Raw genomic sequence first — 20,729 nt, forward strand, 5'->3', positions numbered from 1 at the left:
GTAACGCCACCCCGGGACTAGTACTGCTGCCAGGCGGGCTTGTGTTCCTCCACGGAGCGGTAGTAGGAGGCATCGTGCAGCAAGGCGGCCGCCTCCTCGTCCACCAATACCGTGGCGTGGCGATGCCATTGCAGTATCGACGCCGGGCAGGACGCCGCCAGCGGCCCCTCCACGAGGCGGCGGACGGCCTCGGCCTTGCGACGGCCGGTGGCCAGCAACAGAAGGTGCCGGGCGCGTTGGATGGTGCCCAGACCCTGGGTGATGACCTGCCGGGGCACCCGCTCGGGGGAGTCGAAGAAGCGTGCGTTGTCCGCCACCGTCTGCGGGTGCAGGGTCTTGATCCGGGTAAGCGAGTTCAGGGAGCTGCCCGGCTCGTTGAAACCGATGTGCCCGTTGGTGCCCACGCCCAGCAATTGCAGGTCCACGCCCCCGGCGGCCTCGATGTCGCGCTCGTAGTCCGCGGTGGCGCGGATCAGATCCTCCGCCATGCCCGCCGGGGCATGAACGCGATCGTCGTGGACGTCCACCTGGGCGGTGAACTCGCGGCGGATCGTGGCGTGATAGCTCTGCGGATGATCGTAGGGCAGCCCGATGTACTCGTCGAGGAGGAACATCTGGGTGTGGGCAAAGCTCAACCCCTCCTCGCGGTGACGGCGAATCAACTCGCGATAGGTGGCCAGCGGCGTCGATCCGGTGGAAAGCCCCAGGGTGGATCCCTCGCGCGCGTATCCGCTGATGATGGTGGCGGCCTGCTCGGCCACCTCCTGCGGGGTTGGCCTGATGAGGATTTCCATGATCCCGCTCCTTAGATAATCGGTTCTTGTCTGTCCTCATTCTTACCGTCGCGCACCCCGCGGTGCCATACCCCCGTGATCTCCCCCCGATCGTCCATGACCGCGAACGTCGCGGGCATGCCGGGCCGCAGATCCCCGGCTTCCTCGGCCAGGCCCAGCAGGCGCGCGGCGTTCGTGGAGGTCAGCCGCACGGCCGCCACCGCCCCGTGACGGCGTCGATAGCGCCAGAACTGCTGCGCCAGGGTGCTCGTTCCCCCGGCGATGGCGCCCTGCCCCGCCCCCTCGGTGCGCAGGCGCGCCACCGAGGCGCACACCTCCACCCGCAGGGGGCCGAGCCGGTACTCGCCATCCGGCATGCCGGCGGCCTCCATCGCGTCGGTCACCGCCACGGCCCGGGTGGGCACGGCGGCGGCGACCAGGTCCACGGTGGCGTCGTGGAGGTGCACGCCATCGGCGATCACCTCCACCCAGGCCTCCCGCCGGGCGGCGGCCTCCAGCAGCGCCGCCACCGGCCCGGGGTCGCGGTGATGCAGCGGGGGCATGGCGTTGAACAGATGCGTGGCCGAGACCGTCACCCCCCGGGCCCGGGCGTGGCCCAGGATCTCTCGCACGCACTCGCCGCTGGCCTGCGTGTGCCCCAACGAAGCGACGACCCCATACTCCGCGCACACGTCCACCAGCTCCCGGGCCCGCCGGGTCTCTGGGGCGAAGGTCACCTGCCGGATGGTGCCGCGCGACGCCTCGATCAGGCCGCGCAGCATGGCCGGGTCGCCCGGCTGGATGCGGTCGGGGGCCTGTGCGCCGCAGCGGGCGGGGCTGAGGAAGGGGCCCTCCAGGTGAATCCCGTGGATTTCCCCCTGCTCCACCAGTTCGCGCAGGATATTCACCTGGCGGGTCAACTCCGGCTGGGTGCCGGATACCAGGCTCGCCAGCAGGGTGGTGGTGCCGTGGGCGCGGTGGAACCGCGCCGCGCGCAGGCAGTCCTGAACATCACCGGTGGGAAAGGCTCCCCGATACCCGCCGTGATTATGCACGTCCACGAAGCCGGGTACCGCCGTGGCGGCCTCTCGTGGCGCGGACCCGGGCAGCTCCTCCAGGGCCACAATCACGCCGTCGGCCCAGGTCAGGCGCGCATGCGGGTACTCGTGCTGGGCGGTGACCACGCGACCGATGAACTCATCCATGATCGCACTCTAGCCCACCGGGGGCTATTTTTCCCCGGCATCCTCCTCCGTGAGGAAGTTCCGTTCCTTGGCCTGCTCCAGGATCATGGCGCGCAACGGGGCGTAATGCTGGCGCACCGCCTCCTCGTAGGCCAGCACGTCCTCCGCCTTTAAGGCGTCCAGAATCTGAATGTGGGCCGCCACCGCATGCTTCAGGCTCTCGCCGGTCTCCAGGCCCAGAGCGGGGGCCACCACCGCGTACACGCGGCGAAACACATCGGTGAGCTCCTGAATCAGAGGGTTGGTTACCTTGGACATGAGCAGGTTATGGAACTCCTGGTCGCCGGAGGCGAAGGACTCTTCGGCCTCCATCCCCTCCTGCTGAGCCAGAGAATCCACGAGCGTGCGCAGCTCGGTTTCCGTCTCTTCGTCCATCGCATCGATGAGCTGACGGCCCAGGGAAATATCCAGGGCTTCGCGGGCGTCTACCAAAGACAATAGTCCGTCAAAGCTGCGCTCGGCCTCCAGCACGGTACGGAAGATCAGGCCATTGACCAGTGGCTCCAGCGACATCTGGGAAACGTACGTGCCGTAGCCGTGCCGCACCTCCACGATATCCAGGGTGGCCAGGATGCGCATGGCTTCGCGGATAGAAGAGCGCGAGTAACCGAGCTGCTCGCACAATGTCGCCTCGGAGGGCAGGACATCACCCGGAGCCAGCTGATTGGAACGGATATACTCCTTAATTCCTTCCATCACCGTCAAAGCGGCGGAAGGAGTCCTGGCATGGAGGCTCAGGGGCATACGATCAACACTCTTTCACTTACTCGCGACGCCGGGGTCAGGGGTGGCGATCCGCGGCACCGCCTAATCAGATGTCTGACGCTATGGGTTGATTATAACGAAAGATGTTCATTAACACCACCCTTTGCCACGAAGCCCCCCCGAGCCGTGGTCAGTGGCCTTGCGCGACAGAATCGCGGTGGCATACAGCGCCAGTATGACACCAGGGAAAGTGCGTAGAGACATGCGGGGCGCTGCCGACAGGTGCATCGACAACCGTGAAACCCTCAGCCCACAGGCGAGCGAGGGGCCAATCAACCTGGAATCCGCACCCGAAGAATTACCCAGCGGTCGCTCGCTAGTTGGCCCCTGGACAAGATCCGCCGCAGACTGGGCGCTCAATCTCCATCAGAGCCTACCCGCGGTAACGCTTTCCGACCACTGAACATCCCCAACACCATAACTACCCAGACACCGTGGGCGCCGCCTATCGATGCAAGGTGAAAAACTCGGCCAGAAAGAACCGGCTCTGAAGGCCTGTCCCCCAGCTCCGGTGCCCTGTACCTGCGGGTACTTGTCCCGCTATATGGGTGACACGGTAGCTCGCCCCTGAACGAAAGACTAGTACCCGGTGACCGGGCTGACATAATACTGCTTCGAGGCAAGGGGATCTAGCGCAGCGAACCCCGCGGCAGCGCATTTCTTCTCTCGACAGCGACGCTTGAAAGTCAATCTTCCCCGATGATCATCACCGACCGGCCCCCTTGCTCGGCGCACCGGCGACGAAAGCCGCCACACCGGGCCACCGCGAGGCCTTAAGACTCTACCGCGCGCCACACCACGGCCGTGGCCACCGCAGCACGCCCCTCGCCGCTTCCGGTAAAACCCATGCGGTCGGTGGTCGTGGCCGAAACGGACACCGGTGCCCCCACCGCCTCGGTCAGCACCGCCTCGGCCTCCTCGCGCCTCGGCCCCATCGCCGGGGTCTGGCCCACCATCTGCACAGCGGCGTTGCCCACCGCGTATCCGGCGCGCGCCATCGCCGCCGCCGCCTCACGCAGGATCTGCACCCCGGACGCTCCCTCATACTCGGGGCGTCCCACCCCCACCAAAGAACCGATATCGCCGAGATTCGCGGCGGAAAGCAGGGCGTCCACCAGCGCGTGACTCACCACGTCGCCATCGGAGTGCCCCTCGCAGCCGTCCGCGTCCGGAAATACCAACCCGGCGAGGTAGCAAGGCTTACCCGGCTCAATACGGTGCGCATCCGTCCCGATGCCCACGCGGGGAATGATCACGATGCTCCTCCTGGCACGTCAAAAACAGTCGGTTCCACCTCGTCCACGATGGTACGCGCCAGCATCATATCCATCGGCGTGGTCACCTTGAAGGCCATCGGATCGCCGGGAACGCACACCACCGGCTGGCCTCGCCATTCCAGCAGGGAGGCATCATCGGTAGCCTCGAAGCCGGGATTCTGCGCCGCGAAATAGGCGCGATTGGCCGCCCGCAGCGTGGCCAAGTCGAAGCCCTGGGGCGTTTGCACGGCGCGCAGCAGCGCCCGGGAGGGGGTCTCCGCCACGGCGGTCCCCCCCGGGGAATCGATCCGCTTGATCGTGTCCGCCACCGGCAGCACGGGAACCACGCCCACGTGCCCGGCCAGCACCTCGCGCGCCACCCTGGCCACCAGGCCGGGAGGGGTAAGGGCCCGGGCGGAATCGTGAATGAGCACCACCCCCTCGGTGTCGTCGATGGCCTGGAGGCCCCGCCAGACGGAATCGGCGCGCTCGCCGCCGCCGTGCACGAGGCGCACGGGCACCTCGCCGCCATCGAGGAGCCCCCGGCGGCCCAGCAGATCCGCCGCGTAGGCCTCCATCTCCGGGCTGATGAGCACGACGATCTCATCGACCACGCCGGAGGTTATCATCACGGCGATGGAGCGTTCGACCAGGGAGCGTTCGCGCAGCGTCACAAAAGCCTTGGGGACCTCCGCCCCCAGGCGCGTGCCCTTGCCCGCCGCCGCGATGAGGGCCGTGACCCTGCGGCGGGAGTTAGTCCTCGTCCTCATCGTCGAAGTTGAGGTCGTCCAGGTTCACGTCGAGGTCGTCGGCCTTGACCTCGGCGTCGGTGGTGGAGATGCCGGCGGCCTCCTTGTGCCGCTTGATCGCCTCGTCCACCTCGCCAAGGAAGGCGTCCGCCTTCTCCTTATCCTCGGTATCGGCCAGGGCGATTTCCCCCACTAGGATCTGGCGGGCCTTGGCCAGCATGCGCTTTTCTCCCGCGGAGAGGCCCCGGTCCTGATCCCTACGCCACAGATCGCGCACCACCTCGGCCACCTTATTGACGTCGCCCGAGGCCAGACGCTCCTGGTTGGCCTTGTACCGGCGCGACCAGTTGCCGGCCTCCTCCACGTCCGTCTCACGCAGCATGCCAAAGACCATGCGCAGGCCCTCGTCGCCCACCACGTCGCGCACGCCCACCAGCTCGGCGTTCTTGATGGGCACGCGCACCACCAGGTCGGATTGGTTGATCTTAAGGACGAGGTACTCTAGCGTCTCTCCACCGATCTCGCGGTGCTCGATGTTCTCGATGACGGCGGCACCGTGGTGCGGGTAAACAACGACGTCCCCGACCTTAAAATCCATTCCCCACTCCTTGAGGTCACTGAAGGTAAACGCGAGCACAGCTGCGGCCACGCGCCAAGAAAACCCTGCGTCAAGGCTCCCCGGCGAAGGGCATAACAGAAACCCCACCTTACCACGCAATCACCGAGAGACCCCTCCGCATTATGGCTACCCCTGCCGGCCGCACCCAACTAGGACAGCCCTGCGAGAAGGGTTAGGGTGGAGGGGTATTAACTGTGTTTTTCCGCAAGATCGCATGGAGGACAATCCCGTGAAGCCCCTGAAGTCCACCGCCCTGGGTGCCGTCGCCCTCTCCGCGCTCGCGCTGGCTTCCTGCTCCGCAGGCCAGGTGACGCAGACCTCGGGCCAGGTCGCCGCCGTCGATGGCGCCTCCGCCCACAGCGAAGACGAGGCGGTGGTCCTGCGCGATGTCACCGTGATCGTGGCCGACTCCGGCGAAGCCGCCCTCAAGTTCACCGCCATCAATCAGGATCCCCAGCCGGTTTCCCACCGCCTGCAGTCCGTGAGCATCAACGGCAAGCCGGTGCGGGTGGATCAGACCCCGGAGATCAAGCCCGGGTGCAGCCTGGTGGCCGACTCCGCAGCGGGCATCACCGACTTGAACAAGGACATCGACGCCGGGTGCATCGATTACACCGCCACCTCCGTGGACAACGATCACTTCGCCCCCGGCGGCAACGCCGAGGTGCAGTTCACCTTCGACACCGGCACCATCCCCGTCACCGCCACGATCTCCGCGCCGAACCTGGACTCCGGCACCGTCACCCGCGACTTCGACCGCTACGGCGAGCACGGGGCCGACCACGCGGGGCACGACCAGGGTCACGCAGGCCACTAATTTACGGATCGGGCGCGCGGAGGGATTTCCTCACAGCGGGCCCGTCCCGATTCCCCTGCGCCACAGACCCGCCCAGAACCGGCGATCATCAACATCCGCCACGCCCGTGAGGAACGCCGCCCCGGAGAACAGCAGGGGCAGGGCGACGTCCTTTTTCTCTAGGAAAAACCGATACGCGGCGGTGTACTCCATATTCTCAGGGCCGGAAACCTGTGATAAAGGGCCTCCTTGATCATGCCCCACCTCCCCTTCGGGGCATCGATGCCCACGTCCGACACCCGGGGATCAAGGAGGCCCAGCGCCCAGTCAAGCGCGCGATCGACCACCGGAAGCAGCTGCATCGCCACCAAGCCCACAAGAAAGGCTACGGCCGCACGCCGCGCCAAGGCGCGATAATTGACTTTCCTGAGCGCCCGCGTTACCTCGGGCGATTCCCCCTCAAAGTATGCCCGGGAGGCATACCCCTTAAAAACCGGGACGTCCCCCACTCCAGGCACGTCCTGCGCCGCGATCAGGGGCCGATCCCGGGAGTCGTTTTCTGCCCTTTTCCCAGCAAGAAAACCCAGACTATAATCCCCTCTTCTTCAACTTTTTCAGCGGCACCACCGCCGCCGGTGATTCCCCCAACCGCACGCGGACACCCCCCGGCGCACTTCCCCGGCCTCCACGATCACCGATATGGTTCCGTAACTGCCGTGGCGCAATGTCCATCTTCTGTCCTGCACGCCCCTGCTCCTCCACCATGCCTCGATGGACGCGGAAAAGTAACCCGCGCCCACCAGCTCCGCGTTTCCCCTCATGCTAGCCGCTCGCATCCACCCCTATCACTATGCTGTGCCTCATGGCGAAGAAACCCCGCAGCATCCACACCTGCACCGAATGCGGATATTCCTCCCCCAAGTGGTTGGGCCGCTGCCCCGAGTGCGGCGCCTGGGGATCCATGCAGGTCGCGGCGGTTCCGCTGAGCGCAGCCGGAGCGGTCAAGGGACGCGGGGCGTCGCTGAGCGGCGGGATCGCCACCCCCGGCACTGTGGGGCTCACACCCACCTCCCCTGCCGCCCCCATGACCACCATCAGCGCCCAGGCCACGCGCACCATCCCCACCGGCATCGGGGAACTCGACCGCGTGCTCGGCAGCGGGATCGTGCCCGGCTCCGTGGTGCTCATGGCCGGGGAACCGGGGGTGGGCAAGTCCACCCTGCTGCTGGAGGTGGCCGCCCGTTGGGCCGCGCAACCCGCAGCGGACTTCGATGCCACGGGCGCGACCCGCACCGCGCTCTACGTCACCGCCGAGGAGTCCGTGGGCCAGGTGCGGCTGCGCGCCGAGCGCACCGGGGCGGTGCGCGACACCCTCTACCTGGCCGCGGAACCCAACCTGGACGTGGTCTTCGGACACGTCCACCAGGTCAAGCCCTCCCTGCTCATCGTGGATTCGGTGCAGACCATGCAGGCCGACGGCGTGGAGGGGGTGGCCGGGGGTGTGGCGCAGTCGCGGGCGGTCACCGCAGCCCTGACCACCCTGGCCAAGACCACCGGTATTCCCATCCTCCTGGTGGGGCACGTGACCAAGGACGGCAACGTCGCCGGCCCGCGCGTGCTAGAGCACCTGGTGGACGTGGTGCTCAACTTCGAGGGGGATCGCCACTCCAGCCTGCGGATGCTGCGCGGGATCAAGAATCGCTTTGGGGCCACCGACGAGGTGGGCTGCTTCGAGCAGACCGCCGAGGGCATCCGGGAGGTTCCCGATCCCTCCGGGCTCTTTCTTTCCCACCGGGATCGCACCCCGGACGGTTCCGCCGTGACGGTCGCGATGGACGGGGTGCGCCCCATCCTCGCGGAGGTGCAATCTTTGGCCGTGGACTCCCCGGCCAAGAACCCTCGCCGGGTGGTCACCGGCCTGGATGCCACCCGGGTTCCGATGGTGCTGGCGGTGCTCACCGCACGAGCGCAGGTGGACACCCATACCAAGGACGTGTACGTGGCCACGGTGGGCGGCATGAGGATCGGGGAACCCGCCACCGACCTCGCCGTCGCCCTGGCCACCGTCTCCACCATCGAGGGCAGGCCGCTGCCTGCCCGCTGCGTCTTCATCGGGGAGGTGGGCCTGGCCGGGGAGCTGCGCCGCGTGCCCTCCCTGGAGCGCCGCCTCCAGGAGACCGCTCGGCTGGGATATACCCGCGCGATGGTACCCGCCGGGGAAAAGGTCTCGGTTACCGGGATACGCGTCAGCCCCGCCGCCACGGTGAGGGAGGCCATCGCAGCGGCGGGGTTGGGCGGCTAAGGCTCAGGCCAGGTTGAAGGGCTGCGCGGGTATTCGCGTATCCATTAGGCCCAAAAAATAGTAATAATGGCGCCTCAACGGGGAGATCTACCAAGATGAGCAGGCTTCAACACCCATCACTGGTAAGGATGTACGGGCAAGGAGCCGACGACGAAGATTGTTTCCTCTACCTTGACGAGTCCTACTCAATCCCCGATGCCTACAAAGACGGAGCATTCTATATTCTCTCCGCTGCCCAGGTTCGACATGCCGATCTTGCTGGCACCCGGCGCGAGCTACAGAAGATTGTCGGCGGTGGTTGGTGGCACACAACCGACGCGCTGCGATCAACTCAGGGACGTACAAAAACCAAGAAGTTATTGGAGCAGATCAACGCCTGGGCTGATCCCTACTTCATCACCATCGCCACTCCACTAGACGAAAGATTCGACTCAGAAAACGCGCGCAGGGACTGCCTTCGAGCACTCATCTCGTATGTGTACTCACCAGCGGTATCCACAACGCCGCGCGGAATCGTCTTCGAGGCACGCCACCACCAGAAGGAAAACAACAGGGATCGCCGCCTAGTGAGGTTGTTACGAGAAGAAGGCATCATGCCCGCCGACGTTCACGTTGCATGGGTTAGCCCAGCAGAAGAATGCCTGCTGTGGCTGGCTGATCTGACCTGCATGGCGTATCGTCGTCAACTCACTCATCAGGACGACACGAGCAGATACTTCGCTACGTACCTTGAGGCTCATGTACACGTCATTGAGGTTCCTCCCAGCAAGGGGCCTCCTTTCGTAGCATAAAAATGGCCCGCACCTGCCAGTAGCTCCGGTGCGGGCCGAGTCAAAGTTCACCACTCGGTGAAGATTAACTCCACGATCTCCACCATAGCGCGATTGCGTTTGTTGTCAATGAGGGGTGAGTCCACGCTAGAGCCCCGCCGCCACGGTGAGGGAGGCCATCGCAGCGGCGGGGTTGGGCGGCTAAGGCTCAGGCCAGGTTGAAGGGCTGCGCGGGGGAGGCATGCCTGCCGATCACCGCGTGCAGATAGTACGCGCCCGGCTCCACGGGAGCGCGGGACTCGCACTGCTTGGGCGCGGACGTGGTGCGCGACCACACGGATTCGAAGTGCCTCTCCTCCCCCGCGGGGAAGGAACGCCGACCGGATCCCTCGGAGGGATTGCAGTCCACGTCGGCCCACACGCGGGCATTATCCACCATCGAATACACCTCGAAGCGCAGCGTCTCCCTATCCAGGTCGATCTCGCAGTCCGCCGCGGTGGGGTTCTTCACCGTCATGTAGAAGGCGGGCTTATCCCCCTGGCGATAGGTGGCCTGCGAGGTGGAGGCGGTGATCTGCAGGTCGCTGAGCTCGCAGGTACGCTTGGCGGCGGCCTCGGTGCTCGGCGCCGCGCTGGGCTCCTGCGTCTCACGAGGCGGCTCCGTGGCCTCCCGGGTCTTGTCCGCGGAGGGCTCCGCGGTGGCCTGCGGGGAGGAAGTGGCGGTGGAGACGGGAGACTGGTCCTCCTCCTCACCACCGCCGAGGGCCACGGCGGCCCAGATCAGGGCGATCACCGCCACGAGGACGAGGACGGCGGCGGCCACGCGGCGGCGCACGTAGATCTCTTGGGGCAGGTGACCAGGTTGTTGCGTGCTCACGCTTGTCTACTTTATGCGCTTACGCCCTCCCCCGAGGCGAAGACCACGCCGAGAGACCCCCTAATGGCCGTCCTCGCGCAGAAAGCCAGGGTGATCCACGCGCCAGGTAATGCCCGTCATCACCAGCGCGCCGAGGGTAAGCAAGAACAGGGCGTCATCGACCCCGTGGCTGTAGAAAGCCATCCCGCCTCCGGCCGCTCCGACGAGAAAACCCAGATAGGTGGCCAGCTGAGGGAACCACATCCACTTCTGCTTCCCCGCCAGGTGCAGGGCGATGCCCTGACCGATCTTGACCAGCGTGCCGGTGACGTAGGACAGCGGCATCACCACCTGCCCGCGCCTACTGATCGAGGTATTGAGCGCGCCGAGCCCAAAGGCTAAAAAGAGGATGGGGATGGGGCTGAGCTCGTCGTACTGGGTGCCCAGCCACAGGTCGGAGACGAAGGCCCCGATGATCGCCCCGGTGGCCACCACCATCGCGCCGTGGCGCGCCTGCGACCACAGGTAGATGCGGGCCAGGGTGGCGGTCAACGCCCCGATCACAAAGACCACCACCGCGCTGAAGGCCGCCAACCCGGCCTCCGTGCCGCCCCGGATGGGTTCCAGCACCATGCGCTCGGTATTGCCCGTCATAAAAGTGACGTACCAACCGGAGGAATACAGCCAAGCCGCCGCGCCGGTGGCTCCGGCCAGACTCGCCAGCATCACGCCCAGGAAAAACTCACGGAAATTGTAATAGGGCGCCAGGTAATCCTGGGGGCTATTGAGCGCGCTCCGCCACAGCTCGGCCCTCTTCATCACCTCAGCTCACCCCGTGGGTGGCCACGGTCTCCACGCGACCGTCCGCGAGCAAGTAGCGCAGGCCCACCACGGCGATCTCGCCGCTGTCGATCTTTTCCGGCAGGTGCGGCAGGCGGTGCATGATTTGGCCGATGGTCTCCGTGACGTGTACTCGCTCGTAATCGCTCTTGGCGTGATTTCCCTCGCGGCGCGCCGCGAGGATCGAGGGGGCCACGCGCTCCACCAGGATGCGCTGCCACCCCTCGGGGATCGCCCCGGTATCCAGAGCATCGGAGGCGGCGGCCACCGCGCCGCAGCTCTCGTGGCCCAGCACGGCGATGAGCGGAACACCCAGGCCGTCCACGGCGTATTCCAGGGAGGCCAGCACCGCGGGGTCGGTGATCTCGCCGGCGGTGCGGATGACGAAGATGTCTCCGAAGCCGACGTCGAAAATCAATTCCACGGGCACGCGCGAGTCGGAGCACGCCAGCACCACCGCGGCCGGGTTCTGCCCCCTGCGCAGCGTCTCGCGACGGCGATCGTCGCGATTAGGATTCTTTTCCTGGGATTCACAAAAGCGCTTATTACCTGCTTGAAGGGCCTCCCAGATCGACTGGGGCGAAGCATCGGGATACAAAGTCATGATGTGAACCATCATACATAATCGCGCCCCCTATACTGCGGTAGTGACCACCCTCCAGCACGACGTGATCGCCTGGTACCGCACCCACGCCCGCGCCCTGCCCTGGCGCGCTCCCGGCACCACCGCCTGGGAGGTACTCCTCTCCGAGGTGATGAGCCAGCAAACCCCCGTGGCGCGCGTGGCCCCCGCCTGGGAGCAATGGCGGGGGCGCTGGCCCACGCCCTCGGACTTCGCCCGCGCGGGCCGCGACGAGGTACTGCGCGCCTGGGGTCGCCTGGGCTATCCCCGGCGCGCCCTGCGCCTGCACGAGTGCGCCGCCGAGATCGTCCGCCGCTTCCACGGCGAGGTGCCCGCCGAGGTGGAGGACCTGCTGACCCTGCCCGGCATCGGGGAATACACCGCCCGCGCGGTGGCCTGCTTTCACTTTGGCCGCAACGTGCCGGTGGTAGACACCAACGTGCGGCGGGTCTATCGGCGCGCCATCGAGGGCGCGTACCTGCCCGGAACCGCCTCCAAAAGGGAGCTCGCCCAGGTCGGCGCGCTGCTGCCGGAACACGACGGCCCCACCTTCTCCGTGGGGCTCATGGAAATCGGGGCGCTCGTGTGCACCGCCTCCTCCCCCGACTGCCCCGCCTGCCCCCTGCGCGCCCGCTGCGCGTGGGTGGCGGCGGGCTGCCCGCAGCCCAGCGCGGAGGAAAAGAAACAGCGCAGGGTGCAAAAATACGAGGGCACCGACCGCCACGCCCGAGGCACCATCATGGCCCTGCTGCGCGGCTCCAAGGCCCCCGTCACCCAGGACCAGATCGACGCGGCCTGGCCGGACGCCGCGCAGCGCTCCCGCGCGCTGTTCGGGCTGATCGACGACGGCCTCGCGGAGCAACTGGCCGACGGCACCTTCCGGCTGCCGCGCTGACGGGCCTACTGGAAAGCTACTTGAAAGCGGGCTTTCCAGTAGAAAAGGGCGCTGAGCAGTGCGTGTTCCGGTTACTTGAAACTACTTGAAAAATTTTCAAGTAGTTTCATCCGCTCCGCTACTTCCAGCGCCCCCGAAAGTTCAAACCTCCAGGCAGGTTCACCCACAACCCACCGCGGCTATTCACCGTCACCGGACCGATCTTGGTCGAGGCCGAGGCCCCCGAGCCGGAGATGTTGATCCAGCTATTCTTGCCGGTCTTTTTCTTCTGCCGATACTGCAAGCCCATCGGGTTGTGGTTCCTTTCCTCCGACTCGCTGTTTTACTTCGACCAATCCTACGGTGCTATGAGCCCCGTGGTGCTCAGGAGTCACACAAGGGTGAAGAAAACACTCACGAAGCCCCTCCGGGATTCACGGGAACCACACCCGTCACACGCCGGTGTAAAAAGTCGCGCCTACACCCGCAAGTCCCGGTACCTATTCACCGCCGCCATGATCTCGTGAGCGCGGGGCCGCGCGTACAGCCCGGGGTGCCCCCGGTGCGGGGAGAGGGCGCCGAGCCCCTGGGCGTCGATAAGCTCCATGACGTCATCCACCGCCGCGCGCAAGGACTCCCCCGCCCCCAGCCGCCGTTCCAGCAGGTCGATCGCGTGAGCGATGCCGGTGGTCTGCGCCTGGTCCACCAGTTGCTCGGCGGGGCCGAGGTCGATGGTGGCCTTGCCGTAGCGGATGAGGGTGCGCCCCTTGGCAGCGGCGGGCTTGCGCTTACCGGGGGCGCTCAATTCCACGGGCACGCGCGCGGCACCCCGGCGGAACCGCGCCGCCGCGTCCGGGGCCTCGCCGCCGAGGGCGTGGGCCCGCGCGGTGACGTCCGCGACCCGGTAGGCATCCAGCGCAATCACGTGATCGGCCACGGGGAAGAAAGCCCCGGAGCCCCCGGCCACGAGCACAGTGGAGACCCCGGCGTCGCGGTAGAGGGCGCGCACGGTGTCCACGAAGGGGGTGATCGGCTCGCGGTCGGCGCTAATCAGGGCGCGCATCCGCTCGTCGCGGATCATGAAGTTGGTGGCGGAGGTGTCCTCGTCGATAAGGAGGGTATCGGCCCCGGACTCAATGGCCTCCACCAGGTTGGCGGCCTGGGAGGTGGAGCCGGAGGCGTTGGTGGTGGAAAAGACGGCGGTGTCCTCCCCGGAGGGCAGGTTGTTGATGAACGCGGAGATGTCCGCCCCACTGACCGCCCGGCCGTCCTCAGCGCGCACGGATACCGCTCCGGGGCGGGTAATCACCCATTCTCGGCCGTCGCCCTCGATGTGGGGATACACGCCGCGCTGCAGGGCACGCAGCAGGGTGGACTTTCCGTGGTAGCCGCCACCCACGATCACGGTGACGCCCTCGGGCACCCCCATGCCGGTGAGCGTGCGCCCGCTGGGGAAGGTGACCTCGCGGCGCAGGCTGGGTGGGGAGGAAAAGGGCACCGCACCGGCCAGCGGTTCGTCGCTGTCGCCGGAGCGGCGCGGCAGCACGGCCCCTTCGCCCACGAAGGCCACCAGGCCCATCTCCGGCAGGCGCTCGCGCAACCACTGTTGATCCCAGTGCAGGCCCACGTGCCGATCCAGGGCACAGGCGTCGAGGTCGCGCACGGCGGCGGCCACGCCGGGCAGTGCCTCGGTGAGGATGGTGGCCGCCAGGCGCCCCTTGATGCGACGCCCCGCAGCGGGTAGCGCCACGGTGAACCTCACTAGGGCATAATCTCCGAGGGCTTCCGCGGTGGTGCGCTCAAGGATCTGCTGGCCGATGCGCCCGATCTGGATGTCCCTGCTCGCGCGCGCCGCCCGGTCGAACACGCGGGTGAGATAGTCGGCGGCGGCCACCCGATCGCCGCGATCCTGGTACCGCTCTAGGGGCAGGGGCACCCGCAGGTGCGCCAGCGACGGCGGCGCGTAGGGATCTACCTGGGCGCGGTCGAGAGTAAACTCCACCCCCTGGCCCAGGTCGTAGGTAGTTCCCGTCAGGTCGCGGTAGGCCCCGTAGGGCTTACCGTCGAGGCGGGTGAGGTCGCGGCGTAGGTCGGTGCGGTTCTTCATCGCCTCCCTGTTTACCAGGAAGACGCCTCGCGGCTAGTGCACCTCCTCCGCGATCTCCTCGAAGGCCTCCTCCGGCAGCGGCTTGGGGCGCGGCGTGAAGGTGAACGTGGCGTCCTGGGTCTCCTTGGATTCGCCGTCCCAGCCCTGCACGTCCACGGTGACGATCTCGCCCGCGCCCAGCTCGCCAAAGAGGATCTTCTCGCTCATGGCATCCTCGATCTCGCGCTGAATGGTGCGACGCAGCGGGCGTGCGCCCAGCACGGGGTCGAAGCCGCGCTTGGCCAGCAGGTTCTTGGCCTTCTGCGTGAGCTCGATGCCCATATCCTTGGCCTGGAGCATCTTCTCCACGCGGCCGATGAGCAGCTCCACCATCTGCACGATCTGATCCTGGGTGAGCTGGTGGAACACCACCGTGTCGTCGATGCGATTGAGGAACTCCGGTTTGAAGTGCTTCTTCAGCTCGTCGTGCACCTTGTTCTTCATCCGCTGGTACTGCGCAGCCTCGTCGTTCTCCGAGGAGCCCGTGAAGCCCATGCCCACGGCCTTAGAGATGTCCTGGGTGCCCAGGTTCGAGGTGAAGATCAACACGGTGTTCTTGAAGTCCACCACGCGCCCCTGGCCGTCGGTCAGCCGCCCTTCTTCGAGCACCTGAAGCAGGGTGTTGTAGATCTCCTTGTGGGCCTTCTCGATCTCGTCGAAGAGCACCACGGAGAACGGCTTGCGGCGCACCTTCTCGGTAAGCTGACCGCCCTCCTCGTAGCCGACGTACCCGGGGGGCGCGCCGAAGAGGCGCGAGGCGGTGAAGCGATCGTGGAACTCGCCCATATCGATCTGGATGAGGGCGTCCTCCTCCCCGAAGAGGAACTCCGCGAGCGCCTTGGACAGCTCCGTCTTACCCACGCCGGAGGGGCCGGCGAAGATGAAGGAACCGGAGGGGCGCTTGGGGTCCTTCAGGCCCGCGCGGGTGCGGCGAATGGCGCGCGCCACGGACTTGACGGCGTCATCCTGGCCGATGATCCGCTTGTGCAGCTCAGCCTCCATGTTGAGCAGACGCGCGGACTCCTCCTCGGTGAGCTTGAACACCGGAATGCCGGTCCAGGTGCCCAGCACCTCCGCGATCTGTTCCTCGCCCACCTCGGCGATGTCCTCCAGGTCGCCGTCGCGCCACTGCTTTTCCTTCTCCGCGCGCTCCTCACCCAGCTTGCGCTCCTTATCGCGCAGCCCGGCGGCCTTCTCGAAGTCCTGGGCGTCGATGGCCGCTTCCTTTTCCCGGCGCACGGCGGCGATGCGCTCGTCCACCTCGCGCAGCCCCTCGGGGGCGGTCATGCGCTTGATGCGCATGCGGGCGCCAGCCTCGTCGATGAGGTCCACGGCCTTATCCGGCAGGTAGCGATCGTTGATGTAGCGGTCGGAGAGCCGCACGGCGGCCTCCAGCGCGGAATCCGTGATGGACACGCGGTGATGTGCCTCGTAGCGATCCCGCAGGCCCTTGAGGATCTCCACGGAAAGCTCCACGGAGGGCTCGGGCACCTGCACCGGCTGGAAGCGGCGTTCCAGGGCGGCGTCCTTCTCGATGTGCTTGCGGTACTCGTCCAGGGTGGTCGCGCCGATGGTCTGGAGCTCGCCGCGGGCCAGCTTGGGCTTGAGCAGCGAAGCGGCGTCGATGGCCCCCTCGGCGGCACCGGCGCCGACAAGGGTGTGGATCTCATCGATGAACAGGATGATGTCGCCGCGCTGGTTGATCTCCTTGAGCACCTTCTTCAGGCGCTCCTCGAAGTCGCCGCGGTAGCGCGAGCCGGCCACCAGGGAACCCAGGTCCAGGGAGTAGAGCTGCTTGTCCTTGAGCGTCTCGGGCACCTTGCCATTGACGATGTCTAAGGCCAGGCCTTCCACCACAGCGGTCTTGCCCACGCCGGGCTCGCCGATGAGCACCGGGTTGTTCTTGGTGCGGCGGGACAGCACCTGCATCACGCGCTCGATTTCCTTCTCACGGCCCACCACGGGGTCGAGCTTGCCGTCCTTGGCGGCCTGGGTGAGATTGCGACCGAACTGATCCAGCACCAGGGAGTTCGAGCGCTCCCCCCCGGAACCGCTGCGGCCTCCGCCGCCGGGCCCGGCCGTCGCGCCCGCCCCCACGGGGCCGCCCTGGGGAGACTGCGTATTCTCCGGGTTGGTGCCCTGGCCGCCCTCGTAACCGGAGAGCAGCTGAATCACCTGCTGACGCACGCGCGGCAGGTCCGCCCCCAGCTTCACCAGCACCTGGGCTGCCACGCCCTCGCCCTCGCGGATCAGGCCCAGCAGCAGGAACTCCGTTCCGATGTACTTATGCCCCATCTGCAGGCCCTCGCGCAGGGAGAGCTCCAGCACCTTCTTGGCGCGGGGGGTAAAGGGGATGTGGCCGGTGTGTGGTTGAGAACCGTGACCGATAATCTCCTCGACCTCGCGGCGGACGTCGTCGAGCGAGATGCCCATGGATTCCAGGGCCTTGGCCGCCACGCCCTCGCCCTCGTGAATGAGGCCAAGCAGGATGTGCTCGGTGCCGATGTAATTGTGGTTAAGCATCCGCGCTTCTTCTTGCGCCAGGACGATGACGCGCCGCGCACGATCGGTAAACCTCTCGAACATATCTTGCTCTTCCTTCACTTCATCGTTGCTATTTATGTCCCCTCACTCTAACGCCCGGGTACGGCGAAAAATGGCGGTCGCGCTCCCCATCCCCGCCCCAGGTCCGGAAAAAACGACCTTTGTGCAGGTCATGGCGCTGTACGCCGGTAGCGAACAACCCCTTTGTCCGCGCCCTTCACACCGCGAGGGGCCGCGCCACCCACGCGGTGTGACCCCTCCACGATTGCCGGGGCGATCGGTCTTAATGGGCGGGCCCGGCCTCCCGGTGTCCCACCGGCACGCGGCGCACCAGGAGGGACAGCAGCAGCGCCACCACCGCAAAGGCCGTTCCCAGCAGGAAAGCCCAGTGGGTTCCGTGGGCGGTGGCAGCCTGCATCGTCGCGCCATCGGCCAGCGCCGTCTTGGTGCCCCGGCCCAGCATCATGATCAGCAGCGCGGTGCCCATGGCCCCCGCCAGCTGTTGCAGTGTGTTCAGCGAGGCGGAGCCGTGACCGTACAGGGTGGCCGGCAGCGCGCCCAGGGCGGTGGTCATCAGCGGGGTGATGGAAAGACCCAGAGACACCGAGAAACAGACGTGCATGATCATCACCGCCAGCAGGCCGCTGTGCTCGGTGAGGGTAGACATCGCCACCAGCGAGCCCACGAGCATCATCGCTCCGGGCACGAGCAGCGGGCGCGGGCCCACGCGATCAAAGATGCGGCCCACGAACGGGGAGAGCAGGCCGTTGAGCAGCCCGCCCGGCAGCAGGATCAACCCGGTGGTGCGCTCCGAGAAGTCCAGGGAGGTTTGCAGGTACAGCGGCAGGATGGTCACCGCGCCCAGCAGCGCGCCAAAGACCATGAGCAGCACGGAGACCGGAATGATGAAATCCCGCAGGGCGAAGACCCGCAGGTCCAGCAGGGCGCGGCCCGAGGGGATCAGGGCGCGCTGGCGCAGCACGAAGGCGACGAGAGCCGCCACGCCCACCACCGCCAGCGCGAGGACCCGACCGCGCGCGGTGCTCTGGGGATCGAAGAGCTCGCCCAGGGAACTCAACGCGTAGATCAGGGAGCCAAAGGCCACGGCGGAGAGCAGCACGGAGAGAACGTCCAGCGGGGTGCGGGAGGTCTCCCCGATGTTACGCAGGAAGATCAGGCCGCACACCAGCACGATCGCCACCAGCGGCACCATCACCCAAAACAGCCAGTGCCAGCTGTACGCCTCCAGGATGAGCCCGGAGACCGTGGGACCCAACGCCGGGGCCACGGCCATCACGATGGAGATGGTGCCCATCACCGCGCCGCGGCGCTGGGCCGGCACCACCGTCATGGCCACGGTCATCAGCAGCGGCATGATCAGCGCCGTGCCCGCCGCCTGTAACACGCGGCCGGCCAGCAGCACGCCAAAGACCGGGGCGGAGGCGGCCACCACCGTGCCGAGGAGGAAGGAGAACAGCGCCATCAGGAAGATGGTGCGGGTGCTCCACCGTTGCAGCACGTAGCCGGTGGTGGGGATCACGATGGCCATGGTGAGCATGAAGCCCGTGGTGAGCCACTGGGCCTCCTCCGGTTCGATGCCGAAGTCCGCCATGATGGCGGGCAAGGCCACCGAGAGGATCGTTTCATTGAGGAACATCATCATGACGGCAAAGACGAGCACCACCAGGACGACGATCACGGAACCGGGGATCTTCACGTCCTCAGAAGGGGAATCTAGAGGAGCGGAAGGCTCATTGTCAGACATAAAAAGAGGCCTTTCCACTTTTAACACAAAAGAGGATCGTTACCTTAGCATTCTGCGCAGCCCGTTCTCCACATGGAACAGGGGTTCGCCCAGCAAGGCGGACTGGACCAATGATCCCTGGGCCAGGGCCAGCACCAGGCCCGTGCCCTCCCGCGCGCGATCCGCCGGGTCGGGCGCGCCCTCCTGGACGTACCAGGCTTCCAGGTAGCCCTGCACCGCCTGGCGGGCCCCGCCGATCACCTCGCCCGCCACCGCCCGCATGTCCGCGTCGTGAACGGCCTGCCCCCACATCTGCACGATCATCCTCGATCCCTCTTCCCCCTCCCGCAGCACCGCGAAGAAGGCCTCCAGCGCCTCCTCGGGGGGAGGCACCTCGCCCGTGGGGGTGCGCTTAAGCACGCTCAGCCGCTGCCCCAGCACCTGGTGCGCGACAGCCTGAAAGAGCTCCTTCTTACCGGGGAAGTAGCCGTAGATCGCCCCGGCGGACATGCCGGAGGCCGCGATGATCTCCGCCATCGAGGCCCCGGCGAAGCCCCGCTCCTGCAGTACCTTCACGGCAGCGTCGATCACGCACTGGCGGCGCAATTGGCGGCGCTCCTCGCTGATTTTCGGCATGCCCCAACCATAAAAAGCGAACGTTCCGCTTGACAAGCGCCCGGGGCCGGGGCATCATCCCAAAAAGAACGAACATTCTTTTTTGAAAGGTGCGCACCATGCCCCACCAGACCCCTCACTCCGAGGACAAGCCCGCCTGGAGCAGGCCGCTGCTCGTCGCCCTGGCCGCCGCCCTCGCCGTCACCCTGGCCCTGCTGGCCTTCGCGTGGCCCTCCTTCACCTCCACCCCCAAGGACCTCCCCGTCAGCGTGGTTGCCAGCGAGCCCGCCTACGACGCCCTCACGCAGTCCATGCGGCAGCAGGACGCACCCTTCGAACTCGCCCGCGCGGATTCTCGGGAGGAGGCAGAAGACCTCATCGCCCGCCGCGAGGCCTACGGCGCGTTCCTCATCCCGCAGGACCCCGCCGCCCCCGCCGAGGTGCTCACCGCCCCCGCCGCGAACAACTCCGTGGCCACCATGATGGACACAGCGGGCACCGCCCTGCACAAGCAGCGCATCGGCGCCGCCCTCGCCTCCGGGAGCGTCACCGACCCCCAGGCCCTCAGCCGCCTCCTTCAGCAGAGCCTTAAAGGCCCCACCGTGACCGAGGTCGCCCCGCTCTCCGAGGACGACCCCCAGGGCAGCGGGCTGGCCGTGGCGGCCTTCCCCCTCACGCTCGGCGGCATCATCGGCGGCGTGCTCATCTCCCTCAAGGTGCGCGGGCGCGGCCCCCGCCTCGCCGCGATCCTGGCCTACTCGGCGCTGGCCGCCAGCGCCCTCCTGCCGATCCTGCACGCCTGGTTCGGCTTCCTCCCCACGGCGAGCGCGCCGCTCTGGGGCGCCCTCGCGCTCGGCATCGGCGCCACGGCCGCCCTGGTCACGGGCCTGCACAGCCTCCTGGCCTTCCTCGGCATAGGCCTCGGCGCCGTCATCACCATGTTCCTCGGCAACCCCCTCTCCGGGGCCACGCTGCCCCTGGAGTTCCTGCCCTGGCACTTCGACGCGATCGGGCGCTCCCTCGTCCCCGGCGCCACCCAGGAACTCCTGCGCACCCTCAGCTACTTCCCCGAGGCCAGCACAGCCCACGCCTGGTGGACGCTGACCGCCTGGACGGCCCTCAGCCTGCTGTGCCTCGCCGTGGGCAGGCGCCAGCGCTAGCCGCTGAGCACAATCGACGCCCTCCCTCCCGCACGTCATCTGCGCACGCGCGGA

At 67.0% G+C, this 20,729-nt stretch carries 20 protein-coding genes; 5 read left to right on the forward strand and 15 right to left on the reverse strand.

The features are described 5' to 3' along the window. Positions 1–17: 17 nt before the first annotated feature. From nagB to H7347_RS03725, 6 genes are all read right to left on the reverse strand, one after another. Positions 18–794 (reverse strand): glucosamine-6-phosphate deaminase, encoded by a 777-nt coding sequence (gene nagB / locus H7347_RS03700; protein WP_152821475.1) that lies wholly within the window; start codon positions 792–794, stop codon positions 18–20. An 11-nt stretch (positions 795–805) separates the two neighbouring features. Next, positions 806–1,978, reverse strand: coding sequence for an N-acetylglucosamine-6-phosphate deacetylase (locus H7347_RS03705; RefSeq protein ID WP_152821477.1), 1,173 nt, complete (start codon positions 1,976–1,978; stop codon positions 806–808). A gap of 24 nt (positions 1,979–2,002) precedes the next feature. Next, a complete protein-coding gene (locus tag H7347_RS03710) occupies positions 2,003–2,761 on the reverse strand; it encodes a FadR/GntR family transcriptional regulator (RefSeq protein ID WP_227658996.1) in 759 nt (252 codons plus the stop codon). A gap of 794 nt (positions 2,762–3,555) precedes the next feature. Beyond that, positions 3,556–4,038 carry a 2-C-methyl-D-erythritol 2,4-cyclodiphosphate synthase gene (gene ispF, locus H7347_RS03715; protein WP_186337208.1) on the reverse strand — a complete coding sequence of 161 codons (483 nt, stop codon included), beginning with the start codon at positions 4,036–4,038 and terminating at the stop codon, positions 3,556–3,558. Beyond that, positions 4,035–4,808 (reverse strand): 2-C-methyl-D-erythritol 4-phosphate cytidylyltransferase, encoded by a 774-nt coding sequence (ispD, locus tag H7347_RS03720; protein WP_152821479.1) that lies wholly within the window; start codon positions 4,806–4,808, stop codon positions 4,035–4,037. Before ispD ends, ispF begins: the two co-directional genes overlap by 4 nt. After that, positions 4,792–5,385 (reverse strand): CarD family transcriptional regulator, encoded by a 594-nt coding sequence (locus H7347_RS03725; RefSeq protein WP_152821481.1) that lies wholly within the window; start codon positions 5,383–5,385, stop codon positions 4,792–4,794. The genes ispD and H7347_RS03725 overlap by 17 nt, the downstream gene beginning before the upstream one ends. Before the next feature lie 235 nt (positions 5,386–5,620). On the opposite strand from H7347_RS03725, the gene H7347_RS03730 reads away from it, so the two are divergent. Further along, positions 5,621–6,223 (forward strand): hypothetical protein, encoded by a 603-nt coding sequence (locus H7347_RS03730; protein ID WP_152821483.1) that lies wholly within the window; start codon positions 5,621–5,623, stop codon positions 6,221–6,223. Positions 6,224–6,253: 30 nt separating this feature from the next. On the opposite strand, the gene H7347_RS03735 is transcribed toward H7347_RS03730, so the two are convergent. Beyond that, positions 6,254–6,415, reverse strand: coding sequence for a hypothetical protein (locus tag H7347_RS03735; RefSeq protein WP_186337209.1), 162 nt, complete (start codon positions 6,413–6,415; stop codon positions 6,254–6,256). Positions 6,416–7,064: 649 nt separating this feature from the next. On the opposite strand from H7347_RS03735, the gene radA reads away from it, so the two are divergent. Together radA and H7347_RS03745 are read left to right on the forward strand one after the other, a co-directional pair. Beyond that, positions 7,065–8,504: a DNA repair protein RadA gene (gene radA / locus H7347_RS03740; RefSeq protein WP_152821486.1), complete on the forward strand. Its 1,440-nt coding sequence runs from the start codon at positions 7,065–7,067 to the stop codon at positions 8,502–8,504. 95 nt (positions 8,505–8,599) lie between these two features. After that, a complete protein-coding gene (locus H7347_RS03745; protein WP_152821488.1) occupies positions 8,600–9,295 on the forward strand; it encodes a DUF3800 domain-containing protein in 696 nt (231 codons plus the stop codon). A 187-nt stretch (positions 9,296–9,482) separates the two neighbouring features. On the opposite strand, the gene H7347_RS03750 is transcribed toward H7347_RS03745, so the two are convergent. From H7347_RS03750 to H7347_RS03760, 3 genes are read right to left on the reverse strand one after another with little or no spacing between them, the layout of a single operon-like run. After that, complete coding sequence (locus tag H7347_RS03750; RefSeq protein ID WP_186337210.1) at positions 9,483–10,151, reverse strand: hypothetical protein; 669 nt, start codon at positions 10,149–10,151, stop codon at positions 9,483–9,485. Between the two features lie 60 nt (positions 10,152–10,211). Continuing rightward, a complete protein-coding gene (locus H7347_RS03755; RefSeq protein WP_152821750.1) occupies positions 10,212–10,949 on the reverse strand; it encodes a YoaK family protein in 738 nt (245 codons plus the stop codon). Between the two features lie 4 nt (positions 10,950–10,953). Next, on the reverse strand, positions 10,954–11,574 hold the full coding sequence (locus tag H7347_RS03760; protein WP_186337211.1) for a carbonic anhydrase: 621 nt from the start codon (positions 11,572–11,574) through the stop codon (positions 10,954–10,956). 43 nt (positions 11,575–11,617) lie between these two features. On the opposite strand from H7347_RS03760, the gene H7347_RS03765 reads away from it, so the two are divergent. Continuing rightward, positions 11,618–12,487 carry an A/G-specific adenine glycosylase gene (locus H7347_RS03765; RefSeq protein WP_186337212.1) on the forward strand — a complete coding sequence of 290 codons (870 nt, stop codon included), beginning with the start codon at positions 11,618–11,620 and terminating at the stop codon, positions 12,485–12,487. Positions 12,488–12,605: 118 nt separating this feature from the next. Here H7347_RS03765 and H7347_RS03770 read toward each other — a convergent pair whose 3' ends face one another. The 5 genes from H7347_RS03770 to H7347_RS03790 all read right to left on the reverse strand — a co-directional run bounded on the left by H7347_RS03770 (position 12,606) and on the right by H7347_RS03790 (position 19,536). Then, positions 12,606–12,776 (reverse strand): DUF4236 domain-containing protein, encoded by a 171-nt coding sequence (locus tag H7347_RS03770; RefSeq protein ID WP_018117967.1) that lies wholly within the window; start codon positions 12,774–12,776, stop codon positions 12,606–12,608. Positions 12,777–12,944: 168 nt separating this feature from the next. Further along, positions 12,945–14,573 (reverse strand): ABC-ATPase domain-containing protein, encoded by a 1,629-nt coding sequence (locus H7347_RS03775; protein ID WP_152821490.1) that lies wholly within the window; start codon positions 14,571–14,573, stop codon positions 12,945–12,947. Between the two features lie 33 nt (positions 14,574–14,606). Then, complete coding sequence (locus H7347_RS03780; RefSeq protein ID WP_152821492.1) at positions 14,607–17,198, reverse strand: ATP-dependent Clp protease ATP-binding subunit; 2,592 nt, start codon at positions 17,196–17,198, stop codon at positions 14,607–14,609. Between the two features lie 241 nt (positions 17,199–17,439). After that, positions 17,440–18,921, reverse strand: coding sequence for an MDR family MFS transporter (locus H7347_RS03785; RefSeq protein WP_152821494.1), 1,482 nt, complete (start codon positions 18,919–18,921; stop codon positions 17,440–17,442). 39 nt (positions 18,922–18,960) lie between these two features. Next, positions 18,961–19,536, reverse strand: coding sequence for a TetR/AcrR family transcriptional regulator (locus H7347_RS03790; protein WP_152821496.1), 576 nt, complete (start codon positions 19,534–19,536; stop codon positions 18,961–18,963). A 98-nt stretch (positions 19,537–19,634) separates the two neighbouring features. Here H7347_RS03790 and H7347_RS03795 point away from each other — a divergent pair, with 98 nt between their 5' ends. Beyond that, the gene (locus tag H7347_RS03795; RefSeq protein WP_152821498.1) at positions 19,635–20,675 is read left to right on the forward strand and encodes an ABC transporter permease; all 1,041 of its coding nucleotides are present in this window, start codon (positions 19,635–19,637) and stop codon (positions 20,673–20,675) included. Positions 20,676–20,729: the final 54 nt, after the last annotated feature.

Source organism: Corynebacterium sp. zg-331, assembly GCF_014267345.1.
In the GTDB taxonomy this organism is placed as follows: domain Bacteria; phylum Actinomycetota; class Actinomycetes; order Mycobacteriales; family Mycobacteriaceae; genus Corynebacterium.